The sequence below is a fragment of the Polaromonas sp. P4_F9 genome (genome assembly GCF_056401235.1).
Window position 1 is genome coordinate 94,471 of the sequence record NZ_JBFUJT010000018.1, and the last position, 19,598, is coordinate 114,068.

Below are 19,598 nucleotides of genomic sequence, written 5' to 3' on the forward strand. Positions count from 1 at the left end.
TCATCCCGCCGGCCCGCGTGTGCGCTGCAGTTGGTACCGGTTTGGTAACTTTTTCGTGTGAAAATCGGGAACTAAATTACAGGAGACATTCATGCCAAGTCGCGCTACCAAGATCGTTGTCACCCTCGGGCCTGCTTCCAGCGACCCCGTTTTGCTGGAAAAAATGATTCGCGCAGGGGTCAATGTAGTGCGCCTGAACTTCAGCCACGGCACGGCGCAGGACCACGTCGACCGGGCAAAGCTGGTGCGCGAAGCCGCCCAGCGTGCCGGCCGTGAAGTCGCCATCATGGCCGACCTGCAGGGGCCGAAAATCCGCGTCGGCAAGTTTGCCGAAGGCAAGGTGCGGCTCGAGCCCGGCGAGAAATTCATCCTCGATGCCTCCCGCACCGAACCCGGCGACGTCAAGGGCGTGGGACTGGATTACAAGGAACTGCCGCGGGATGTGAAAGCGGGCGACGTGCTGCTGCTCAACGATGGCCTGATTGTGCTGACGGTGGAGGCTGTGCGCGGCGAGGAAGTGCACACCATCGTCAAGCTCGGCGGCGACCTGTCCAACAACAAGGGCATCAACAAGCAGGGCGGCGGCCTGACGGCGCCCGCGCTGACGGCCAAGGACATGGAAGACATCAAGACCGCGATGAGCTTTCGGGCCGACTATGTGGCCGTGAGCTTTCCAAAAAACGCCACCGACATGGAAATGGCGCGCCAGCTGTGCGATGTGGCCGCTGCGCCTTACAAGCACAAGCCCGGCCTGATCGCCAAGATCGAGCGGGCCGAAGCCATTCCCAAGCTCGAAGAAATCCTGCGCGTCAGCGACGCCATCATGGTGGCCCGTGGCGACCTGGCGATTGAAGTGGGCAATGCGGCGGTGCCGGCCCTGCAAAAACGCATGATCAAGCTGGCCCGGGCGTACGACAAGGTCGTCATCACCGCCACGCAGATGATGGAGAGCATGATCGTCAACCCGGTGCCCACGCGCGCCGAGGTCAGCGACGTGGCCAATGCGGTGCTCGACGGCACCGACGCGGTGATGCTCAGCGCGGAAACGGCCGCCGGCAAATATCCGCTCGAGACGGTGGAGGAAATGGCCAAGATCTGCGTGGAAGCCGAGAAAGCCGAGTACAAGGAACTGGAAGCGGACTTCACCGGCAAGACTTTCACCCGCATCGACCAGTCGATTGCCATGGGCACCCTGTTCACGGCCCACCACCTGGGCGCCAAGGCGATTGTGGCGCTGACGGACAGCGGCTCCACGCCTCTCTGGATGAGCCGCCATGACATCCGCGTGCCCATCTATGCCCTGACCCCGCACCTGGCCACGCAGCGCAGGATGGCGCTGTACCGCAATGTGCGCCCCCTGCTCATGGACACCAGCGCTGACCGCGATACCGCTCTGGCACAGGCCGAAGGCCACCTGCTGCGCCGCAACATCGTGCAGAGTGGCGACGTCTATGCCATCACCTGCGGTGAGCCCATGGGTGCGCCCGGCGGTACCAACATGCTCAAGATCTGCAGAGTAGCTTAGCCCCCACGCTCCCCCACTTCGTGTGGGTCGCTGCCCCCCGAGGGGGCCGCTGCGCCTGCGGTCTGGCGAAGCCAGTCCCGCGGCCCCTGCTGGGATCTATGGCTTCAATGTTGCGAGCGAGGGCGCCTGTGCCCGAGCCGGTGACGGCCTTTGTGAAAGCATCTGGCTGACGATGTTCTCCACCAGGGCCGCCGTGGCCCAGCAAAGCCACGCGGTCCAGAAAGTGTGGCTCATGTAGTGGGCGCCGCGCACCTGCTGTGCAAGGCCCAGCGTAAAACCTGCCAGCATCGCGCCGGCCAGCCAGCGGCGCGCTGTGGTGGGCAGGGCATGCCGAAAGGCAAAAAAGCCGCCCAGAAAGGCAAAGCCTGCCGAGGCATGCCCCGCCGGAAAGCAGTTTCCACCGCCGCCATCCGAAACGCCCCAGGCCCAGTGCGACACATGCGTGGCCACGCCGCCAAATTGCTGCAGGTCCCAGGGGCAGCTGGTGTGGCTGTGCAGCTTGATGCTGGAAATCGCCAGCAATGCAAGCAGCGTGGTCAGGGCCAGTTGAGCTCGCCGTTCGGGCGCCAGTTGCCTGAGGGCGCCAACCGGCCGGACAATGCCTGCCAGCAAGCCCAGCTCGAGCAGCCACGGCAGGGGACGGATGCCGTCATGCAGCAGTCCCCGCCACAACCAGTGGTCTTGCAGGGGAAATCCCCGGGCCGACCCAAACCAGTGCGCCAGCCACAGGTCCAGTCCCGAATAATCCCAGAGCATCAGCAACAGGAGGCTGCACACGGACCAGAGGAAAAGACGGGGCGCAGCGGGGCGGCCGGGAGGTGAGGCGGGGGGTGAGGGGGTCATGCAGGGGTTGGGTACCAGGCGGAGACCGCACGATAGCCGGGGCGCCTTAACCAATCCTTAAGCTGGACAAGCCAATATGAGCTCAACATGAGCTACTTGAAGCAACCAAAGCAACCAAAGCAACCAAAGCAACCAAAGCAACCAAAGCAACCAAGCACGCGGACGGCCGGCAATGCGCCGGAGCGTCGACAATAGGAATATGCGAATTCTCGTGGTCGAAGACGATGCCGGTATTGCCGCGGGCCTGCGGACCAATCTGCAGCAGCGGGGATATGCGGTCGATGTGTGCGACACGATAGCGTCCGCCTGGATGGTGCTGTGCAGCGAGCCTTTCGACCTGGTCCTGCTCGACCTTGGCCTGTCGGACGGGGACGGCGGCGATCTGTTGCAGCGCGTCCGGCAGCAGGTCAAAAGCGCCGATGGCCGACTGCCGGATCCGCTGACGCCGGTGCTCATCATGACGGCGCGTGACCAGGTGGCCGACCGTATCTCGGGGCTGAACCTGGGCGCCGATGATTACCTTGTCAAGCCCTTTGACCTGGATGAACTGGAGGCCCGCATGCGCGCGCTGCTGCGCCGCGCCGCGGGCCGCGCCCATCCCTTGCTGGTCCATGGTGAACTGGTGATTGACCCCGCTGCCCGCACCGTGCTGCGCGCCGGCCAGGGGGTCGAGCTGGCGCCGCGTGAATTCACCTTGCTGCTGTTGCTGCTGGAATCGCGCGGCCGGGTCCTGTCGCGCCAGCAGTTGGAAGCGCGCCTGTACAACTGGCAGGATGCCGTGGGCAGCAATGCGGTGGAGGTACATGTCCACCATTTGCGCCGCAAGCTGGGCGAGGGGCTGATCCAGACCCTGCGCGGCGTGGGTTATTTCATACCGCAGGATGACCGGGCATGAAGCGGACGGCGAGCCGGCAGGCCTCGCTGACGCGTCGCCTGCTGCTGTGGGTGCTGGCAGCGCTGTTCCTGGTCTGGGGCAGCTTCATCGTGGTCGGCTATCGCACCGGTATCCATGAAGCGGCTGAGCTGACCGATGGGAACCTCGTCGGCACGGCAGCTCTGATGATCAATCTGAACCTGCCGCAGTTCATCGAGACTGCGCACGAAACGGACCGGACGGCCAGTCCCGCACTGAAAAGCCACGACTATCAGCCTTCGCTGAGTGTTGTCGCCTGGGATGCCAGCGGGCGATTGCTGAGCCGCTCTGGGGAAGCGCCGCTGCCGCCCTTTGCCAGGCATGATGGTTTTGCGGATCTGCAGCTGGGCACGCCGGCTGTGGCCTGGCGAAGTTTTTCGCAATGGGACAGCACCGGCAGCCGGCAGGTGATGGTGCTGGTGAAGGCAGAGGAACGAGACGAGCTGGCCGCTGACCTGGCGGGCCAGGTCGCCGAACCCGGCCTGTGGCTGCTGCCGGTGGTGGCGCTGGCGCTGGGCGCCGCCATCTGGCGCGGGCTGCGCCCGCTGCAGGCCCTGTCCCGCGACGTGGCCGAGCTGGAGGTCGACAAGGCCGGGCGCCTGCAGGCCCGTCATCCCTACCGTGAATTCAACTCGGTGGTCCTGTCCATCAACCGGCTGGTGGGCCAGCAGCAGGCGGCACTGGAGCGTGAGCGGCAACTTGCCAGTGAGATCGCCCATGAATTGCGTACCCCGCTGTCCTCCATTGCCCTGCAGGCCGCTTCGCTGCGAAATTCCCTGCCCGAGCAGGCCCGCGAGGAAGCGCTGCTGCAAATCAGCGCCGACGCGATGCGGGCCGGCCACGTCATCACCCAGCTGCTCGCGTTGGCGCGCGCCAGCCGGGCCGATCTGCAGCAGCAGATGAGCCTGCTGGACCTGGGCGCATGGGCCCGGCAGGTGGTGGCCGCTTATGCGCAGGCTGCATGGAAAAGCGGGCACCAGTTGAGCGTGCAGGGCGAGGAAGGGCTGCAGGTGCTTGCGCACCCGCTGTTGCTGGAGCTGGCGCTGCGCAACCTGATCGACAATGCCTTGCAGCACACCCCGGGCGGCACCGCTGTATGCGTCCAGTGGGGCGCCGAGGCCGGTGGGGCCTGGCTGGAGGTGTGTGATGACGGCGCTGGCCCCGGCAGCAACGGGCAGAATGCCCGGCCACGCTCCACCGAACGGCTGGGGCTGGGGCATAAAATCGTGGGCCGCGTCATGGATATCCATGGCGGCAGCTTCGCGCTGGCGCCGGCCGCCGCCACTTCCGCAGCTTCCACTGCTTCCACTGCTTCCACTGCTTCTGCGACCGGCGGACGCTGCTACCGCCTGACTTTTGTCGTCCCTGACCTACACAAGCCGCCTTCCGGCAAACGGTAGAATCGAGCCTTTGGTTACTTCGCGGTTACAGCCCCTGAATGCAGCGCCTGCGCTGTCTGGCCATCCGCAGGACCCATCGTTTTTTACAGCGTTTTAACTTTCTGGGGATTCGATCATGGCACTCGTTTCGATGCGCGAGCTGCTGGACCATGCGGCAGTCAACACGTATGGCATTCCGGCTTTCAACGTCAACAACCTTGAGCAGGTCACCGCCATCATGCAGGCTGCTGACGAAGTCAACGCCCCGGTGATCATGCAGGCCAGCGCCGGTGCGCGCAAATACGCCGGCGAGGGTTTTCTGAAACACCTGATCCAGGCCGCCGTCGAGAGCTTTCCGCACATCCCCGTGGTGATGCACCAGGACCATGGCCAGAGCCCCGACGTGTGTCTGGGCGCCATCAAGCTGGGCTTCAGCTCGGTCATGATGGACGGCTCGCTGATGGCCGATGGCAAGACCATTGCCGACTATGACTACAACATTGATGTCACCCGCAAGGTGGTTGAAATGGCGCATGCCACCGGCGTCTCGGTCGAGGGCGAGCTCGGCTGCCTGGGCAGCCTGGAAACCATGCAGGGCGACAAGGAAGACGGCCATGGCACCGATGCCGTCATGACGCATGACCAGCTGCTGACCGACCCCGAGCAGGCGGCCGATTTCGTCAAGCGCACCCAGCTGGATGCGCTGGCCATTGCCATCGGCACCAGCCACGGCGCCTACAAGTTCACGCGCAGGCCCACCGGTGACATCCTGGCCATCGAGCGCATCAAGGAAATCCACCGCCGCATCCCCAACACCCACCTGGTGATGCATGGCTCATCCAGCGTACCGCAGGACCTGCTGGCCATCATCCGCAACTACGGCGGCGACATGAAGGAAACCTACGGCGTGCCCGTGGAAGAAATCCAGAAAGCCATCAAGTTCGGCGTGCGCAAGATCAACATCGACACTGACATCCGCCTGGCGATGACGGCTGCCACGCGCAAATTCATGGCTGAAAACCCCAGCAAATTCGACCCGCGCGAATGGCTCAAGCCGGCCACCGCCGCCGCCAAGGCCATCTGCAAGCAGCGCTACATCGAGTTCGGCTGCGAGGGCCAGGCCAGCAAGATCAAGGGCGAGAGCCTGTCGGTCGTGGCCGCCAAATACGCCAAGGGCGAACTGGCCCAGGTTGTGCACTGAGGCAACGGTCGCTGCCTTCTTAGCCCCTCTCAGCCCTTTTCCGCCCTTTCCCGCCCTTTCCCGCCTTGTCAGGATTGGCGATAATCCAAAGCCCGTGCATGCCTTGAGCCGCGCGGGCTTTTTCACTTTTCCACCCACCAAGACCTTCAAGCGATGACTGCTGCGCTCCACACCTCCGCCCTGACTTCCCTGCCCCTGCTCGCCCGCGGCAAGGTGCGCGACAACTATGCCGTGGGCAAGGACCGTCTGCTGATGGTGGCCAGCGACCGCCTGAGCGCGTTTGACGTCATTCTGGGCGAGCCGATTCCCGGCAAGGGCGCGCTGCTCACCCAGATGGCGCTGTTCTGGTTTGCCAAGCTGGGCCACATCTGCCCCAACCACCTCACCGGCGAGGCGCCCGAGAGCGTGGTCACGGCCGCGGAGCTGCCCCAGGTCACCGGCCGGTCCATGCTGGTCAAGCGCCTGAAACCCCTTCCGGTGGAAGCCGTGGTGCGCGGTTACCTGGCGGGCAGCGGCTGGAAGGAATACCAGGAGAGCCAGTCCGTCTGCGGCGTGCCGCTGCCGGCTGGCCTGAAAAACGCCGGCCAATTGCCGGAACCCATCTTCACGCCGGCCGCCAAGGCCGAGGTCGGCGAGCATGACGAGAACATCAGCTACGAGCAGGTGGAGAAGGTGGTGGGTCCCGAGCTCGCCGCCCAGATCAAAAAGATCAGCATCGACATCTACAAGACCGCGGCGGCCTTTGCGCTGACCAAGGGCATCATCATCGCGGACACCAAGTTCGAGTTCGGCCTCGATGAAAACGGCACGCTGACCCTGATGGACGAGGTGCTGACGCCCGACTCGTCACGCTACTGGCCCATCGAAGGCTACGAAGCCGCCTACGCCGCCGGGCTGAACCCGCCCAGCTATGACAAGCAGTTCGTGCGCGACTGGCTGGAAGCCGTGCGCATCAACGGCAAGCCCTGGGACAAGACCCCGCCCTCGCCGCACCTGCCGCCCGATGTGATTGCCAAAACCGCGGCCAAGTATCAGGAGGCTTTAACCCGCTTGGCGGGTTAAAGAGCCCCCCTGTCTCGGCTCACTTCGTGTAGCCGGAACCCCCCAAGGGGGGGCGGCGCCTGCGGCCGGGCGAAGCCCGTTCCGCGGCCCCTGCTTAACAAGACATCAACCCAACGGAGTCCAGGGTCCGGCTTTGCCGGCCCTGGGCGCCCGCCCCCTGCAAGGGGGGAGGAGGCCGAAGGCCTCCACGGGGGTTAACTCAACACTATGCTGCTCAGGCGGCGCCGGTAGGTGGCCACCGTGGGGTCCTCGGGCGGAATCTGCCCGTCGGCCACTTTGGGTTTGGGCGCTTCCATGATGTCGAGCACGGCGATGTAGGTTTTGCGCGCCAGGTCCTCGTTCCAGCTTTTGTCACGCATCAGGATCTCCAGCAGCTCGTCCAGCGCCCCGGTCCATTGCTGTTGCGCCATCAGCCAGCGGGCCTTGTCAAAGCGGGCTTCAAAGTCCCGCTTGTTGGTGGCGATTCTTGCGTCAAACCCGGCGGGTGCACTTTCTCCGAGTGCATTAATCGCTACAAAATCAATCGCATCCATCCACCGCTTGAGCGAGTCAAAGCGCCGCACCACCGACGTTTGGCTAATCACCGGTGCAAAAGCCACCTTGGCGTCGTCTTCGTGTCCCAGGGTCAGCAGCAGCTTGACGTAGTCGAAGCGGGCATTGTGGTCGGCGGGGTCGGTCGCCACGGCATGCTGCAGTTTTTCAAGGATGGCGGCGGGGTCCGTGCTTTCTTCTTCAAGTTGAAGCGCCTGCTCTTCAGGCTGTTCCTCCGCCGGCGGCAAATGCTTGTCCAGAAACTCCTTGACCTTGCCTTCGGGCAGGGCGCCGGTAAAGCCGTCCACCGGCTGGCCGTTCATCATCAGGATGCAGGTGGGAATGCTGCGGATGCCGAAGGCGGCACCGAGTTGCTGTTCCTGGTCGGAATCGATCTTCACCAGCTTGAAGCGCCCGGCGTAGGCCTGCTCGACCTTTTCCAGGATAGGCCCGAGCGACTTGCAGGGGCCGCACCAGGGCGCCCAGAAGTCAATCAGCACGGGGGTGGTCATGGAAGCGGCAACGACTTCCGCTTCAAAGTTGGCAAGGGTGACGTCAATCATGATTCGGCAAAAAAAGGGGGATTAAAAGGATGTTTTCAGCCGGCGGGCGGCTTGTCAAATGCTTTGTTGCGCGCACCCGGTCGGAGGCCATCGGCAGCAGGCCAGACGATAGCACGCGTCGGGGCATGGGCCCGAGCCCTTAAAATCATGGGTTCCGGGCACGCAGCCGCCCGCAGACTCTTGGCTTGAAGGTCCACTATGACAACGCACAATCCGGTCCGCCCCCTCGTGGGTGTGGTGATGGGCTCCAGCAGCGACTGGACCACCATGCAGCATGCCGTGCAAATCCTGCAGCAGTTCGGCGTGGCGCACGAGGCCCGCGTGGTGTCGGCCCACCGCATGCCCGATGAGCTGTTTGCCTATGCCGAACAGGCCGCCGGGCGCGGCCTGCAGGCCATCATTGCCGGTGCCGGCGGTGCGGCCCACCTGCCCGGCATGCTGGCCGCCAAAACCGCGGTGCCCATCCTGGGCGTGCCCGTGGCCAGCAACCACCTGCAGGGTGTTGATTCGCTGCACAGCATTGTGCAGATGCCCAAGGGGGTACCGGTGGCGACGTTTGCCATCGGCAATGCCGGTGCGGCCAACGCCGCGCTGTTTGCGGTGGCCATGCTGGCAACGCACGACAAAACCCTCGCCGACAAGCTGCAGGCTTTCCGCGCAGAGCAGACGGCCGCTGCGCGCGCCATGACGCTGCCTCCCGCATGAGCCCGGCACCGATGTTGCCTGTGCTTCCCGGTACGGTGTCGGCCGACGGCCACCCGGCCACGCTCGGCGTCATGGGCGGCGGCCAGCTGGGCCGCATGTTTGTGCATGCCGCCCAGCGGCTGGGCTACTTCACCACCGTACTGGATCCGGACCCGCACAGCCCGGCTGGCTATGTGAGCCACCACTTCATTCAAACCGCCTACGACGATGCCGACGGGCTGGCGCAGCTGGCCGCGCAGTGCGATGCCATCACCACCGAATTTGAGAACGTGCCCGCCCAGGCCCTGACCGCACTGGCCGCGACACGACCGGTGGCGCCGGGTGCCGCCGCCGTGGCGATTGCCCAGGACCGGATCGCCGAAAAAGACCACTTCGTGGCCTGCGCCGGCATCTCGGGCGTGAGCTGCGCCCCATTTGCGGTGATCGACAGTGCGGCCGCGGTCAAGGCGGTGCCCGATGCCCTGTTGCCCGGCATTTTGAAAACCGCCCGCCTGGGCTACGACGGCAAGGGCCAGATGCGCATCAGGACCCGCGAGGAGCTGCTGGCCGCCTGGACGGCGCTCAAACAGGTGCCCTGCGTGCTCGAACAGTTGCTGCCGCTCAAGGCCGAATGCTCGGTGCTGGTGGCGCGAGGCTGGGACGACAGCATCGTCAGCTTCCCGCCGCAGCGCAATGTGCATGTCGACGGCATTCTGGCCGTGACCCATGCTTATGCGTCAAACATGCCTTCGGCCCTTGCCGTACAGGCGCTTGCAGCGACTAAATCCATAGCGGATCATGTGGGTTATGTCGGTATTTTGTGCGTCGAGTTTTTCGTGATTGACGACGGCAGCGAGCACGGCGCGTTGGTGGTCAATGAAATGGCGCCGCGCCCGCACAACAGCGGCCATTACACGCTGGACGCCTGCGATGTCTCGCAATTTGACCTGCAGGTGCATGCGATGGCCGGCCTGCCCCTGCCGCAGCCGCGCCAGCATTCGCCCGCCATCATGCTCAACCTGCTGGGCGACCTGTGGTTCGATGCCCAAGGCAAGGAGCACACACCCGACTGGCAGGCCGTGCTGGCGCTGCCCGGTGCCCATCTGCACCTGTATGGCAAGCTGCACGCGCGTGTGGGCCGCAAGATGGGCCACCTCAACATCACGGGTGCCGATGTCGCGGGCGTGCAGGCCACGGCGCGCAAGGCGGCCGCCATCCYCGGCCTGCCAGGTCTTGAAGACCACTGATGATCCTGCCTGGCTCCGACCCCAAAGCCATTCTTGAAGCCGCGCGCCGCATCCAGGCCGGCGGGCTGGTGGGTTTTCCGACCGAAACGGTGTATGGCCTGGGCGCCGATGCCTCAAGCGATCAGGCGGTGGCCGGCATTTTTGCCGCCAAGGGCCGTCCCGCAAACCATCCGCTGATCGTGCATGTAGCCGATGCGCAGCAGGTGGCCGATTACGCGAGCAGCGTGCCGCCGTTTGCGGCCCGCCTGATACAGGCCTTCTGGCCCGGGCCGCTCACCGTGATATTGCCGCGCCGGGAGGGTGTGGCCGCAGCCGCTGCCGGCGGCCAGGGCTCGATCGGGCTGCGCTGCCCCTCGCATCCGGTGGCGCTGGCTTTTTTGCGGGCGTGCGCCACTGGCGTGGCCGGGCCGAGCGCCAACCGTTTTGGTCGCGTCAGCCCCACCACAGCGCAGCATGTGCAGCAGGAGTTTGGCGACAGCTTGCTGGTGCTCGATGGCGGACCGTGCGAGGTCGGCATCGAGTCAAGCATTGTCGATTGCACGCGCGGCCGCCCGGTGCTGCTGCGCCCCGGGGTGCTCACGCGCGCTCAGCTCGAGGCCGCGTGCGGCGAGCCGGTGCTGGACAAGGACGAGCTGGCGCGGGAAGCGGCCGGCCTGGGGGATGCGCCGCGCGCCTCCGGCACGCTGGAGGCACACTACGCGCCCCATGCCAAGGTGCGCCTGATGGACGCCGGCGCGATACAGACCGCACTGGATTTGCTGGGTGCGGAGGCTGCCCACATCGCGGTCTATGCGCGCAGCATCGTGCGCATCAAGTCCGATCAGGTGCTGTACCGCCGCATGCCGGACGACGCAGCGGCAACCGCGCAACAGTTGTTTGCCGTGCTGCGCGACTTTGACGCCAAGGGCGTGAAACTGATCTGGATTGAACACCTGCCCGCCACGGCAGCGTGGGACGGTGTGCGCGACCGGCTGGCACGCGCTGCCGCTAGCTGAAGGAGCACGGCCCTAATCCTGCGTGGACGCGTCCACCCATTGCAGGTAGTCGGCGGAGCCGGCGGTGATGGGAACCTGCACGATCTCGGGCGTCTCGTAGGCATGGTGCGTGCGAATAAATTGCGCCAGTGCCTCAAACCTGTCCTGGCGCGTCTTGATGGACAGGCTGTATTCGGGCGAGCGGCACAACTCACCTTTCCACACATAGAAACTCTCGATCGGCTGCATCTGGACACAGGCGCCCAGTCGCGCCTCGACGATCTGGCGGGCCAGGGTTTCGGCTTGCGCCAGATCGGCCGTTGCGGTCAGCACGATGCAGTAGGGCGTTGCACCCTGCGTTCCGGTTTGCTTCGCAAGCGCCATGCTGGCCTCCCGAGGTGTGCGGTTGACTGTCCGGCAAACAGATCCGCCGGGTGCCCGAAATTCAGGCAGCGCACCGGCGACCCGCGCCAAATGGCATTGTGACCTGCTTGTGAGCCGGTCATCAACAGGCTTGTCCACACCAGGCTGGAATAACTTCAAGGGTTCCGGCGGTACCTTAGTTTCATGGCGAGGATGGCCAGCGCCAGGGCCAGCGTCACCGCATTGGCAATCACGATGGGCCAGGCGCGCAACAGCAGGCCGTAGGCCAGCCACAGGGCCACCCCGACCGCAAAAACACTGTACATGCCCAGTGAGACGCCCCGGACGTCGCGCGTTCTGAAGGTCAGCCAGGCTTGCGGCAAAAAGCTCAGGGTGGTCAGGCAGGCGGCCAGGGTGCCGACCAGATCGGTTACGTTGATCGACGGGGTCATTTGCTGCCTTCCTTCACCGCCCAGTTCACCAGCGCTTCCAGGGCGGGCCGTGCGGCCGGCGCATTCGGATGGTTGACGATGGCCACCACCACCAGGCGCCGGCCGCTCGGCGTGTGCACATAGCCGGCCAGCGCATTGGCGTCGCGCAGGGAACCGGATTTCAGGTGAGCCCAACCCTGCGACACGCGCGATTTGCTGCGCCTGAGCGTGCCGTCCACGCCGCTGATCGGCAGCGAGGCCATCAGCTCCGGCATGGCGCCCGAGACATAGGCGGTCTGCAGCAGCCGCGCCAGCCCCTGCGGCGTTGCACGCTCCAGCCGCGACAGGCCTGAGCCGTTGTCCAGCACCGGCAGGTCCTGCTCGCCCAGGCGTTCGCGCCACCAGCTGCGCACCACCTCGCGCGAGGCCTCGTTGCTGGCCACATAGTCCTGGCCGCCCGTGCGCGGCTGGCCTTGTACGCCCTGCACGCCCTGTACCAGGCTGAGCGTCAGGAACAGCTGCTGCGCCATCACGTTGTTGCTGTATTTGTTGATGTCGCGAATCACCTCGGCCAGCGTCGGCGACACCACCTCGAAGGCCGGTTTCATGCCCAGGGGCGCGCGGCCCTCGCGGACCCGGCCGCCCAGCCGCCCGCCCATGTCCTGCCACAGGCCCGCCACGGCCCGCTCCGCGTAGCTCGCCGGGTCGACGTAGGCCACGGGCCAGACCTTTTCGCCGCAGCCTGCCGGGTAGCTGCCGCTGAAGGTGATGCGAAATGGGTCGCTGAAGTCGGCCTTCAGCCGTCCCCGGTAGTCGCCGCACTCCAGCAGCGAAGCGCCTGCGCCCTGGCCGGCCGACAGCGGCACGCTGGCCTGCATCTGCACATTGGCCAGGGGCGGCTCAAAGCTCACGCTGGCGATGCCGCTGCCGGGATGGGGCGCAAAGGTCATCACCACCGATTTGTAGTTGATCAGCAGCGCGTCGGGCGCGGCGTTGTAGGGGCGTAGCGGTTCGCCGTCAAAGTCGCCCGGGTTTTGCGCGGTGAGGGCAAACGCGCTGCGGTCCAGCAGGATGTCGCCGGTGATGCTCTTGATGCCCAGGCCCTGCACCCGGCGCAGCAGCAGCCACAGCCGTTCCAGCACCAGCTTGGGGTCGCCCCTGCCCTGAATGATGAGGTTGCCCTGCAGCACACCGTCCGCGACGGTGCCGTCGACATACACCAGTGTATTCCAGGTGAATGACGGGCCCAGCAGCTCCAGGGCGGCGTAAGTGGTCACCAGCTTCATGACCGAGGCCGGGTTCATGGCAGCGCTGGCGCGCCAGCTCAGCAAGGGCGCGGACTGGCCATTCAGGGCCGGTGCGGCGTCTACCACCACGGCGGCCAGGGCGTCGCGTGGCACCTTGGCCTGCGCCAGCAGGGCAGCCACTTCGGGCGGCAGGGCCTGGGCCGTTGTCTGGGCGGCGGCCGGGATGCTTGTCAGGCTGGCCAGCCCGGCCAGCAGGCCGGCAGCCAGGTGCGCCGTCAGGCGGGCGCGGGATGGGTTGAAAAGCATCAGGCGATTATCTGCGTTGGCCCGCGCCGTCACCAACCCCGCAAAACCCCCGCCAAAGCGCCAGGCCGGATAATCAGGGAATGCGTGTTCGTGGCCGGCGGCCTGCCGACCAGGCTGGCAGGTGCCAGGGCCGAACAGGCGCAACGATATTAACTATGATTTTGATAGCTACTTCTGCCCCCAATATTTGGGACTGGGCCTTGCATGATGCCTGAAATCCGGAAATTCCTGGCGTTTGACACCAGCACCGATCGCATGTCGATTGCGCTGACGGATGGCGTGCGCGTCTGGCAGCACAGCGGCGCGGGTGGCGCACAGGCTTCGGCCACGCTGATTCCCGCGATCCTGGCGCTGCTGGCCGACGCGGGCCTGGCGCTGGGCCAGCTGGATGCGATTGCCTTTGGCCGCGGCCCCGGCTCGTTCACCGGCTTGCGCACGGCCTGCGCGGTGGCGCAAGGCCTGGCGTTCGGCGCCAACGGCGGGGCCGGCCTCCCGGTCTTGCCCATCGACACGCTGATGGCCGTGGCCGAAGAGGCCCGGTTCCAGCAGCATCAGGCGGCCGGCAACCCTTCCGGCGCGTCCTCCGTCGTGCGGGTGACGGCGCTGCTCGATGCGCGCATGGATGAAATGTATGTGCAGCGCTATGAATTCCACGGGGATGCCTGCGCGCGGCTGGGTGAGTGCGAGCTGATACGGCCGGAAAACCTGGTGCCGGAGCCGGCCACCGGCTTGTGGGCCGGGAATGTGTTCGGCGTGTATGCCGACCGTCTGCCCGCGGGGCTCGCGTCGCTCACCCGGCTGGAGGCCCTGCCCACCGCCACGGCCATGCTGCGGCTGGCCCCGGCCCTGGCCGCCGCCGGGCATTGCGTGGATGCCGTGCTGGCCCTGCCGCTGTACGTTCGCGATAAAGTAGCGCTTACCACCGACGAGCGGGCCGAGGTCAAGGCCCGGGCGGCGCTCGCGGCCCTGTCGGCCGCCAGCTTGGCCCATCCTGCCTGAAACCCGCTTGTAGTCCTCATGAACGCTGTTTTCAAACCCCTCGAAGCCCAGTTCGAAGCCATGACGCCCGCGTGGCTGGAGGCGGTCGTGCGGGTGGAACAAAGCGCTTACGACCATCCTTGGACCCAGGGCAATTTCACCGATTCGCTCAATGCCGGCTACCAGGCGCAGTTGCTCACGGCTGGCGAACACGTCGTGCTATCTGCCGGGGGCGCGCCGCAAAACGAGTTGCTGGGCTATTTTGTGGCCATGAAGGGTGTGGACGAGGTGCATCTGCTCAACATCACCGTGACCCCTGCTCATCAGCGTCAGGGCTGGGCGCGGGTGATGCTGGACGCGCTGGCCCTCTGGTCGCGGGGGCAGGGTGCCCAGTGGCTGTGGCTGGAAGTGCGCGTGAGCAACGTGCGCGCCCAGGCCGTTTATGAGCGCTATGGTTTTCGCCATGTGGGCACGCGCCGCAACTACTACCCGGCCGCAGCGTCGCGGCGCGAGGACGCCATTGTCATGAGTCTGGCCCTGTGAGTTCCATCGCGAGGACCCTCCGATGAGCCTGAGCCTCGACAAGCGCCAGCGCGCCATGCTGCGCGAAATGGGCGTGCGGGTCTGGCTGCCCCAGGCGCCGGTCCAACCACCTGTGGAGGTCGACGTCGAGCCTGCTATGGCTGCGGTGCTTCCTCGTGCCGAGCTGGCGGGGGCTGCGGGCCATCCCCCTGCCGACAAGCCGAACAGGCCGGCGGTGGTGCGAGACGGTTTCGTGCCTGCGCAAGCGCCCCAAGTTCCCCAAGCCCCGGCATCCCAAACATCCCCGGCACCCCGCGCCGAGGCGCAGCCCGGCAGCGGGCCGGCGGGCTGGCGCCTGGGGGCCCCGCAGGCGCTGTATGCCGAGGGAGCCCAGGCGCAAGGTGCGCGCTGGCTGGTGCTTGCCGAAACGCCGGCCGCGGCCCTGCAGGCCGAGCCCTTCTCCCCCTTCCTCGGCGATGCCGGCAAGCTGCTCGACAACATGCTGCGTGCGGCCCGCCTGAACCAGACCGGCGTCGTGCTGCTGGCGCCGCTGGTCCGGCTCGCGGCTTCCGGCACGGCGGCTACCGGCCTGCAGGCGGCGCTGGCGGATCTGGCGGCCCATGCGCTGCCCGATGTGGTGCTGGTGATGGGCCGCCTGGCGGCGCAGGCGGTGTTGCAGTCCACCGAGCCCCTGGGCAGGCTCCGGGGCCAGGTGCACCGCGTGCAGGGTGCGAACACCATCGTGACCTACGATGCCACCTACCTGCTGCGCAACCCGGCCGACAAGGCCAAGGCCTGGGAAGACCTGTGCCTGGCCATGCGCCTGGCCGGTGGCGCTACAACCTCCCGGCCCAGCTGATTTTCAGCCTGTCTTTGCCGGTTCCGGCGAGCGGTCGGGCATCAGCACCGACGCGATGGCCACCACCATCAGCGCCACGGCGGTCCAGTCCTGCCAGTGCAGCACTTCGCCCAGGCCCAGCGCGCCCGAGAAAACCCCCAGGACGGGAATCATCATCACGCTCAGGCTGGACGCGACCGGCGGCAGGGCCCGCGCCAGCGTGAACCAGGCGGCATGGGCAAAACCGAAAATCAGCACGGCGTTGTAGGCAATCGCGGCCCAGGTCTGCGGCGACGGCGCCCGCCACTGGGCCTGCTCGAACGCCAGGCCCAAGGCCGTCATCACCACGGCCGTCATCACGGTCATCCAGAAAGAAAGGGTCAGGGTCGCGGCAGCGATCGTCGTGTTGCGCAGCCGCTGCGTGCCGAAGGCCCACACCGCGGCGGCCACCAGCGCGCACAACACCCCCAGCGGCCGGCCCGACAGGAGGGTCAGTTCGGTCCAGAGCAGCAGGGCCACGCCGAGGGCGGCCGCCGCCACACCCAGCCAGTGGCGCGGCTTCAGGCGTGTGCCAAAAAAACAGGCGCCGAGCAGCGCTGAAAAAATCGGCATGGTGTAGCCCAGGATTGCGGCGCGTCCGCTGCTCAGGTTTTTCACCGCCAGGATGATCAGCGCATGCCAGACAAACATGTTGGCAAATGCCAGCCAGAACAGTTCGCGGTAGTTGCCTTTCGGCACATGAAAAGGGACTCTCAGGAGCACCATGGCCAGGCCCAACACCGGAATGCCGAGCCAGATCGACATGGCGCGGAAGGTCAGCGGTGGAAAGCCAGTCACGCCCGCTTTCATCACGGGCCAGTTCAGGCCCCAGGCCAGCGTCAGGAGGACAAGGAGCAGAAGCTGCTGGCGATTGAGTTGCATGCGCATGCGCCGGTGTACTGGAGGGCCGGCGCTGATGAACGTCGGATGGGTGGGTGTGGATTGTCCCGGTTTTTCCAGTCCAGCAGGGGCCGCGGGACTGGCTTTGCCAGACCGCAGGCGCAGCGGCCCCCTCGGGGGGCAGGGAGCTACACTTCTTACAATAAGCCCATGGTGCGACTCGAAGTCGCTTCATTCGATCCTTGTGATCGTCTTTATCAGTGGATGGTTGCCCTCTCAGGAGGCTCCATCCTGCCCCCCTCAAAAGGGGTTAACTTTGTAGCAGCCAAATGGCTCTATTTGGCTGCTCCAGCCCGCTCCCTCAGGGCGCGGGAATGGTGAATTGCGTTCCCAAGGGACGCAATTCGTTGTCAATCAGAGACATGTTTCCGCAAGGAAAGGCCTTGTTACTTCTTGCTGCAAATTAATTTGCAGCAGGTTGTACTGGTAGGGGAGCGTAACCGCTCTCTGTGTCTTGTTTTCCACCAAAACCACCCCTGGAACGGGGTGACCTTCACCACACGTGCGTCCTGAGTAATCGGGGGGTGCGGAGCTGTGGTTAAACGTCCCGTGCCCCGGCACACAGGTCATGCGCGAGCTTGGCCGACTCACAGAACAAGACTGTGCGGAGACGCGAAGGTACAGGGTATGGGAAATGTAATGTGAACTCTCGTTTGAACCGTCGTGACTATTGAGCAGCTTACGCTTGTCTCTCCCGCAAAGGAGGAGCTGCGGCCAAAAGGCACGGAGTCAGGATGCGCATGTCATGGACTTCGCATCGTTCCCAAAACGACTTCCGGCGGATAGAGAGTCCCTAACCCCGTCGGTCTGGTAGCCACCAGACTGGGCACAGAGGGAAACGAGGTAAGCCCCACTCACCGCCAGCCCCGCAAGAGGCCGGCAACCCGCGAGCAATCAAAGGCCATGGTGGAGGGGGTAGAGGAAGAGGCAAAAAGCAAATGCCTGTCTGTAATGGGCAGGATAGGGCTCATGGCCTGCGGCGAAAGCCGGCAGACTTGCCTCAGGTGCGACAGCGTAAAGCCGCCGCGACTTATCAACGACCCAGAGGGCATCTGACTCTCTGGGTCAGTGCCGTCTTCAATGGGTCAAACCAAACTGGAGAAGGTATGGAACACATCGGCAACGATGCTGCGTCTCCAGACGGACCAAGTGAATGGCATTCGATTGATTGGAAGCTAGTGGACTGTAACGATTGAATCGGGAGTAATGCGGCGTGACAAATCACAGTACTTCCATTTCACGGGTTTGGGTTGTTCGTTGTACTGACGGATGTAGCGCATGAGCTTTCTCTTGAGATCAGGCAAGGACGTGAACACGCCACGGGAGATGACATCGCGCTCGATCTTGGCAAACCACAACTCCACCTGGTTGAGCCAGGACGAATAGGTCGGGGTGAAGTGCATATGAACGCTGCTGTGAGTAGCCAGGAACTCGTCAACATGCTTGGTCTTGTGGGCCGAGAGGTTGTCGGCGATGACGTGGATCTCTTTGCCCTTGGGCTGATTGGCCACGATGTCGGTGAGAAACGCCACGAACTCGGCCGAGGTATGGCGAGTAGCCGTCTTGCCCAGCACCTCGCCGGTCTTGGTGTTGAAGGCCGCGTACAGCGAGAGCGTGCCGTGCCGGAAGTACTCAAAGCCGTGTCGCTCGGCGCGCCCCGGTGACAGCGGCAGCACCGGGTCCAGGCGATCCAGCGCCTGAATCGCGGTCTTCTCATCGACACTGAACACCACGGCGTTCTGAGGTGGGTTCAGGTACAGCCCGATGACATCAGCCGCCTTGCTCTCGAAGTCCGGATCGTTGGAGGTGAGATAGCCTTCGAGCAGATGCGGCTTGATGCCGTGCTTGGCCCAGATTCGGGCCACCGTCATGTGCGAGATATCGCCGCCCAGTTCGGCCGCCAGTTTGCGCGAAGACCAGTGCGTGGAGCCGTCAGCAGGCTTGTGTTTGGTGGTGCGCGCCAGCACCCGCGCTTCCATGCGATCGGTCACCTTGTAGCGCTCGCGCCCGGCATGACGAGCGAACAGGCCGGCCAGGCGATCACTTTCAAAGCGTTTGCTCCAGCGATCGATGTAGCTGTCGCTGCAATCCAGCTTGGTGCGAATCTCCGCCCAAGTGAGCCCATCGGCCAGCAGCAGGATCAATCGGGCGTGGCGCGCCGAATCGGCTCGGGCGTTCCTCGCTGCAGCTTGCTGTTGAAGTTCCATGCGTTCGCTTTTGGTCAGTTTCATCGCAACCTCCATGGCTACAATGATACTTCCGTTTTAAACGTTACAGTCCACTAGTCATGGAGTTCGTCGGGAAGGCGCAGATGCGCATAGCGCAGGTGGAACAGGAAAAGGACTATCGCAGGGTCGCAAGACTGACGAGAAGCCTGGTCCGATCCTGGCAAGCCAAGGCATTGGCCGTCAGGAGAGTAACGGAGAACCAAGGGAAGCGAACGAGTGGCGTCGATTGCGTACTTTGGGACACGCCAACAAAGAAGTGGAATGCGATTGGTTGTCTGAACCCTAAAGGGTATCGGGCTCGCCCCCTAAGGCGGGCCTATATCCCGAAGGCCGACGGAAAGCAACGCCCTCTGGGCATGCCGACTATGAAGGACCGAGCGATGCAAGCACTTTATCTGCTTGCACTGGAACCGACTGTGGAATGTGCGTCTGACCCGAACTCATATGGGTTCCGGAAGGGCAGATCAGCCCATGATGCGCGGTCTCAGTTGTTTGTATCCTTATCCAAAAAGGCTTCGGCCCAATGGGTATTGGATGCGGACATCGCGGGGTTCTTTGACAACATCAACCATGAGTGGTTGCTGAACCACGTCCACATGGACAAGGTGATGCTGCGCAAGTGGTTGAAATCTGGAGTCGTTGACGCGGGTCAGCTCCAGCGCACGGATGACGGTACGCCGCAGGGCGGCGTCATCTCGCCGGCATTAGCGAATATCACCCTGAATGGTCTGGAAACGGGGCTCATGCAATTCCTCCGGGAAAAGCTGGGCGTCAATCAGGCAGGAAAGGTGAAGGTGAACTTGGTAAGGTACGCAGATGACTTC

General features: G+C 64.7%; 18 protein-coding genes and 1 pseudogene. 12 read left to right on the forward strand and 7 right to left on the reverse strand.

From position 1 onward, the window contains the following. The first annotated feature begins 91 nt into the window (after nt 1-91). Nucleotides 92-1,525: a pyruvate kinase gene (gene pyk, locus AC1DUB_RS17070; RefSeq protein WP_477730526.1), complete on the forward strand. Its 1,434-nt coding sequence runs from the start codon at nt 92-94 to the stop codon at nt 1,523-1,525. Nucleotides 1,526-1,621: 96 nt separating this feature from the next. Here pyk and AC1DUB_RS17075 read toward each other — a convergent pair whose 3' ends face one another. Further along, a complete protein-coding gene (locus tag AC1DUB_RS17075) occupies nt 1,622-2,281 on the reverse strand; it encodes a phosphatase PAP2 family protein (RefSeq protein WP_477730543.1) in 660 nt (219 codons plus the stop codon). Between the two features lie 286 nt (nt 2,282-2,567). Here AC1DUB_RS17075 and AC1DUB_RS17080 point away from each other — a divergent pair, with 286 nt between their 5' ends. From AC1DUB_RS17080 to AC1DUB_RS17095, 4 genes are all read left to right on the forward strand, one after another. After that, complete coding sequence (locus AC1DUB_RS17080) at nt 2,568-3,263, forward strand: response regulator (protein ID WP_477730527.1); 696 nt, start codon at nt 2,568-2,570, stop codon at nt 3,261-3,263. Then, on the forward strand, nt 3,260-4,681 hold the full coding sequence (locus tag AC1DUB_RS17085; protein WP_477730528.1) for a histidine kinase dimerization/phospho-acceptor domain-containing protein: 1,422 nt from the start codon (nt 3,260-3,262) through the stop codon (nt 4,679-4,681). The genes AC1DUB_RS17080 and AC1DUB_RS17085 overlap by 4 nt, the downstream gene beginning before the upstream one ends. 115 nt (nt 4,682-4,796) lie before the next feature. Beyond that, nucleotides 4,797-5,861 carry a class II fructose-bisphosphate aldolase gene (gene fba, locus AC1DUB_RS17090; RefSeq protein WP_477730529.1) on the forward strand — a complete coding sequence of 355 codons (1,065 nt, stop codon included), beginning with the start codon at nt 4,797-4,799 and terminating at the stop codon, nt 5,859-5,861. A 153-nt stretch (nt 5,862-6,014) separates the two neighbouring features. After that, complete coding sequence (locus AC1DUB_RS17095; protein WP_477730530.1) at nt 6,015-6,923, forward strand: phosphoribosylaminoimidazolesuccinocarboxamide synthase; 909 nt, start codon at nt 6,015-6,017, stop codon at nt 6,921-6,923. Nucleotides 6,924-7,117: 194 nt separating this feature from the next. Here the strand turns inward: AC1DUB_RS17095 and trxA are convergent, their stop codons facing one another. Then, nucleotides 7,118-8,017, reverse strand: a complete 900-nt coding sequence (gene trxA, locus AC1DUB_RS17100; protein WP_477730531.1) for a thioredoxin — start codon at nt 8,015-8,017, stop codon at nt 7,118-7,120. 198 nt (nt 8,018-8,215) lie between these two features. On the opposite strand from trxA, the gene purE reads away from it, so the two are divergent. The 3 genes from purE to AC1DUB_RS17115 are packed head-to-tail and all read left to right on the forward strand — an operon-like array spanning nt 8,216 to nt 10,943. Beyond that, nucleotides 8,216-8,722, forward strand: coding sequence for a 5-(carboxyamino)imidazole ribonucleotide mutase (gene purE / locus AC1DUB_RS17105; protein WP_477716372.1), 507 nt, complete (start codon nt 8,216-8,218; stop codon nt 8,720-8,722). Beyond that, entirely contained in the window at nt 8,719-9,948 is a 1,230-nt protein-coding gene (locus AC1DUB_RS17110) for a 5-(carboxyamino)imidazole ribonucleotide synthase (RefSeq protein WP_477730532.1), read from the forward strand. Before purE ends, AC1DUB_RS17110 begins: the two co-directional genes overlap by 4 nt. Beyond that, a complete protein-coding gene (locus AC1DUB_RS17115) occupies nt 9,948-10,943 on the forward strand; it encodes an L-threonylcarbamoyladenylate synthase (protein WP_477730533.1) in 996 nt (331 codons plus the stop codon). Before AC1DUB_RS17110 ends, AC1DUB_RS17115 begins: the two co-directional genes overlap by 1 nt. Nucleotides 10,944-10,955: 12 nt before the next feature. Here AC1DUB_RS17115 and cutA read toward each other — a convergent pair whose 3' ends face one another. The 3 genes from cutA to dacB all read right to left on the reverse strand — a co-directional run bounded on the left by cutA (nt 10,956) and on the right by dacB (nt 13,269). Further along, the gene (gene cutA, locus AC1DUB_RS17120; RefSeq protein ID WP_477730534.1) at nt 10,956-11,306 is read right to left on the reverse strand and encodes a divalent-cation tolerance protein CutA; all 351 of its coding nucleotides are present in this window, start codon (nt 11,304-11,306) and stop codon (nt 10,956-10,958) included. A gap of 155 nt (nt 11,307-11,461) precedes the next feature. Continuing rightward, nucleotides 11,462-11,737: a SemiSWEET family sugar transporter gene (locus AC1DUB_RS17125; protein ID WP_477730535.1), complete on the reverse strand. Its 276-nt coding sequence runs from the start codon at nt 11,735-11,737 to the stop codon at nt 11,462-11,464. Continuing rightward, on the reverse strand, nt 11,734-13,269 hold the full coding sequence (gene dacB, locus AC1DUB_RS17130; protein ID WP_477730536.1) for a D-alanyl-D-alanine carboxypeptidase/D-alanyl-D-alanine endopeptidase: 1,536 nt from the start codon (nt 13,267-13,269) through the stop codon (nt 11,734-11,736). The genes AC1DUB_RS17125 and dacB overlap by 4 nt, the downstream gene beginning before the upstream one ends. Before the next feature lie 207 nt (nt 13,270-13,476). Between dacB and tsaB the strand changes: the two genes are divergently transcribed. Genes tsaB through AC1DUB_RS17145 form a run of 3 tightly spaced genes read left to right on the forward strand, consistent with a single transcriptional unit; the run spans nt 13,477 to nt 15,628 of the window. Next, nucleotides 13,477-14,268 (forward strand): tRNA (adenosine(37)-N6)-threonylcarbamoyltransferase complex dimerization subunit type 1 TsaB, encoded by a 792-nt coding sequence (tsaB, locus tag AC1DUB_RS17135; protein WP_477730544.1) that lies wholly within the window; start codon nt 13,477-13,479, stop codon nt 14,266-14,268. Between the two features lie 18 nt (nt 14,269-14,286). Continuing rightward, nucleotides 14,287-14,790 carry a ribosomal protein S18-alanine N-acetyltransferase gene (rimI, locus tag AC1DUB_RS17140; protein WP_477730537.1) on the forward strand — a complete coding sequence of 168 codons (504 nt, stop codon included), beginning with the start codon at nt 14,287-14,289 and terminating at the stop codon, nt 14,788-14,790. A 22-nt stretch (nt 14,791-14,812) separates the two neighbouring features. Beyond that, nucleotides 14,813-15,628 carry a uracil-DNA glycosylase family protein gene (locus AC1DUB_RS17145; protein ID WP_477730538.1) on the forward strand — a complete coding sequence of 272 codons (816 nt, stop codon included), beginning with the start codon at nt 14,813-14,815 and terminating at the stop codon, nt 15,626-15,628. A gap of 3 nt (nt 15,629-15,631) precedes the next feature. Here AC1DUB_RS17145 and AC1DUB_RS17150 read toward each other — a convergent pair whose 3' ends face one another. Further along, complete coding sequence (locus tag AC1DUB_RS17150; RefSeq protein ID WP_477730539.1) at nt 15,632-16,528, reverse strand: DMT family transporter; 897 nt, start codon at nt 16,526-16,528, stop codon at nt 15,632-15,634. A gap of 1,193 nt (nt 16,529-17,721) precedes the next feature. Continuing rightward, nucleotides 17,722-18,777 (reverse strand): IS630 family transposase, encoded by a 1,056-nt coding sequence (locus tag AC1DUB_RS17155; protein WP_477730540.1) that lies wholly within the window; start codon nt 18,775-18,777, stop codon nt 17,722-17,724. A gap of 53 nt (nt 18,778-18,830) precedes the next feature. Here AC1DUB_RS17155 and AC1DUB_RS17160 point away from each other — a divergent pair. Continuing rightward, a pseudogene (locus tag AC1DUB_RS17160) lies at nt 18,831-19,598 on the forward strand (reverse transcriptase domain-containing protein); the annotation flags it as partial.

Excerpts from the sequence above, each read along its gene's own strand:
- AC1DUB_RS17075 (WP_477730543.1), bottom strand. The coding sequence starts at position 2,281 with ATGCTCTGGGATTATTCGGGACTGGACCTGTGGCTGGCGCACTGGTTT.
- cutA (WP_477730534.1), bottom strand. The coding sequence starts at position 11,306 with ATGGCGCTTGCGAAGCAAACCGGAACGCAGGGTGCAACGCCCTACTGC.
- AC1DUB_RS17125 (WP_477730535.1), bottom strand. The coding sequence starts at position 11,737 with ATGACCCCGTCGATCAACGTAACCGATCTGGTCGGCACCCTGGCCGCC.
- purE (WP_477716372.1), top strand. The coding sequence starts at position 8,216 with ATGACAACGCACAATCCGGTCCGCCCCCTCGTGGGTGTGGTGATGGGC.
- AC1DUB_RS17155 (WP_477730540.1), bottom strand. The coding sequence starts at position 18,777 with ATGAAACTGACCAAAAGCGAACGCATGGAACTTCAACAGCAAGCTGCA.
- rimI (WP_477730537.1), top strand. The coding sequence starts at position 14,287 with ATGAACGCTGTTTTCAAACCCCTCGAAGCCCAGTTCGAAGCCATGACG.
- fba (WP_477730529.1), top strand. The coding sequence starts at position 4,797 with ATGGCACTCGTTTCGATGCGCGAGCTGCTGGACCATGCGGCAGTCAAC.
- AC1DUB_RS17150 (WP_477730539.1), bottom strand. The coding sequence starts at position 16,528 with ATGCAACTCAATCGCCAGCAGCTTCTGCTCCTTGTCCTCCTGACGCTG.
- trxA (WP_477730531.1), bottom strand. The coding sequence starts at position 8,017 with ATGATTGACGTCACCCTTGCCAACTTTGAAGCGGAAGTCGTTGCCGCT.
- tsaB (WP_477730544.1), top strand. The coding sequence starts at position 13,477 with ATGCCTGAAATCCGGAAATTCCTGGCGTTTGACACCAGCACCGATCGC.
- AC1DUB_RS17145 (WP_477730538.1), top strand. The coding sequence starts at position 14,813 with ATGAGCCTGAGCCTCGACAAGCGCCAGCGCGCCATGCTGCGCGAAATG.
- pyk (WP_477730526.1), top strand. The coding sequence starts at position 92 with ATGCCAAGTCGCGCTACCAAGATCGTTGTCACCCTCGGGCCTGCTTCC.
- AC1DUB_RS17095 (WP_477730530.1), top strand. The coding sequence starts at position 6,015 with ATGACTGCTGCGCTCCACACCTCCGCCCTGACTTCCCTGCCCCTGCTC.
- AC1DUB_RS17080 (WP_477730527.1), top strand. The coding sequence starts at position 2,568 with ATGCGAATTCTCGTGGTCGAAGACGATGCCGGTATTGCCGCGGGCCTG.
- AC1DUB_RS17085 (WP_477730528.1), top strand. The coding sequence starts at position 3,260 with ATGAAGCGGACGGCGAGCCGGCAGGCCTCGCTGACGCGTCGCCTGCTG.
- dacB (WP_477730536.1), bottom strand. The coding sequence starts at position 13,269 with ATGCTTTTCAACCCATCCCGCGCCCGCCTGACGGCGCACCTGGCTGCC.
- AC1DUB_RS17115 (WP_477730533.1), top strand. The coding sequence starts at position 9,948 with ATGATCCTGCCTGGCTCCGACCCCAAAGCCATTCTTGAAGCCGCGCGC.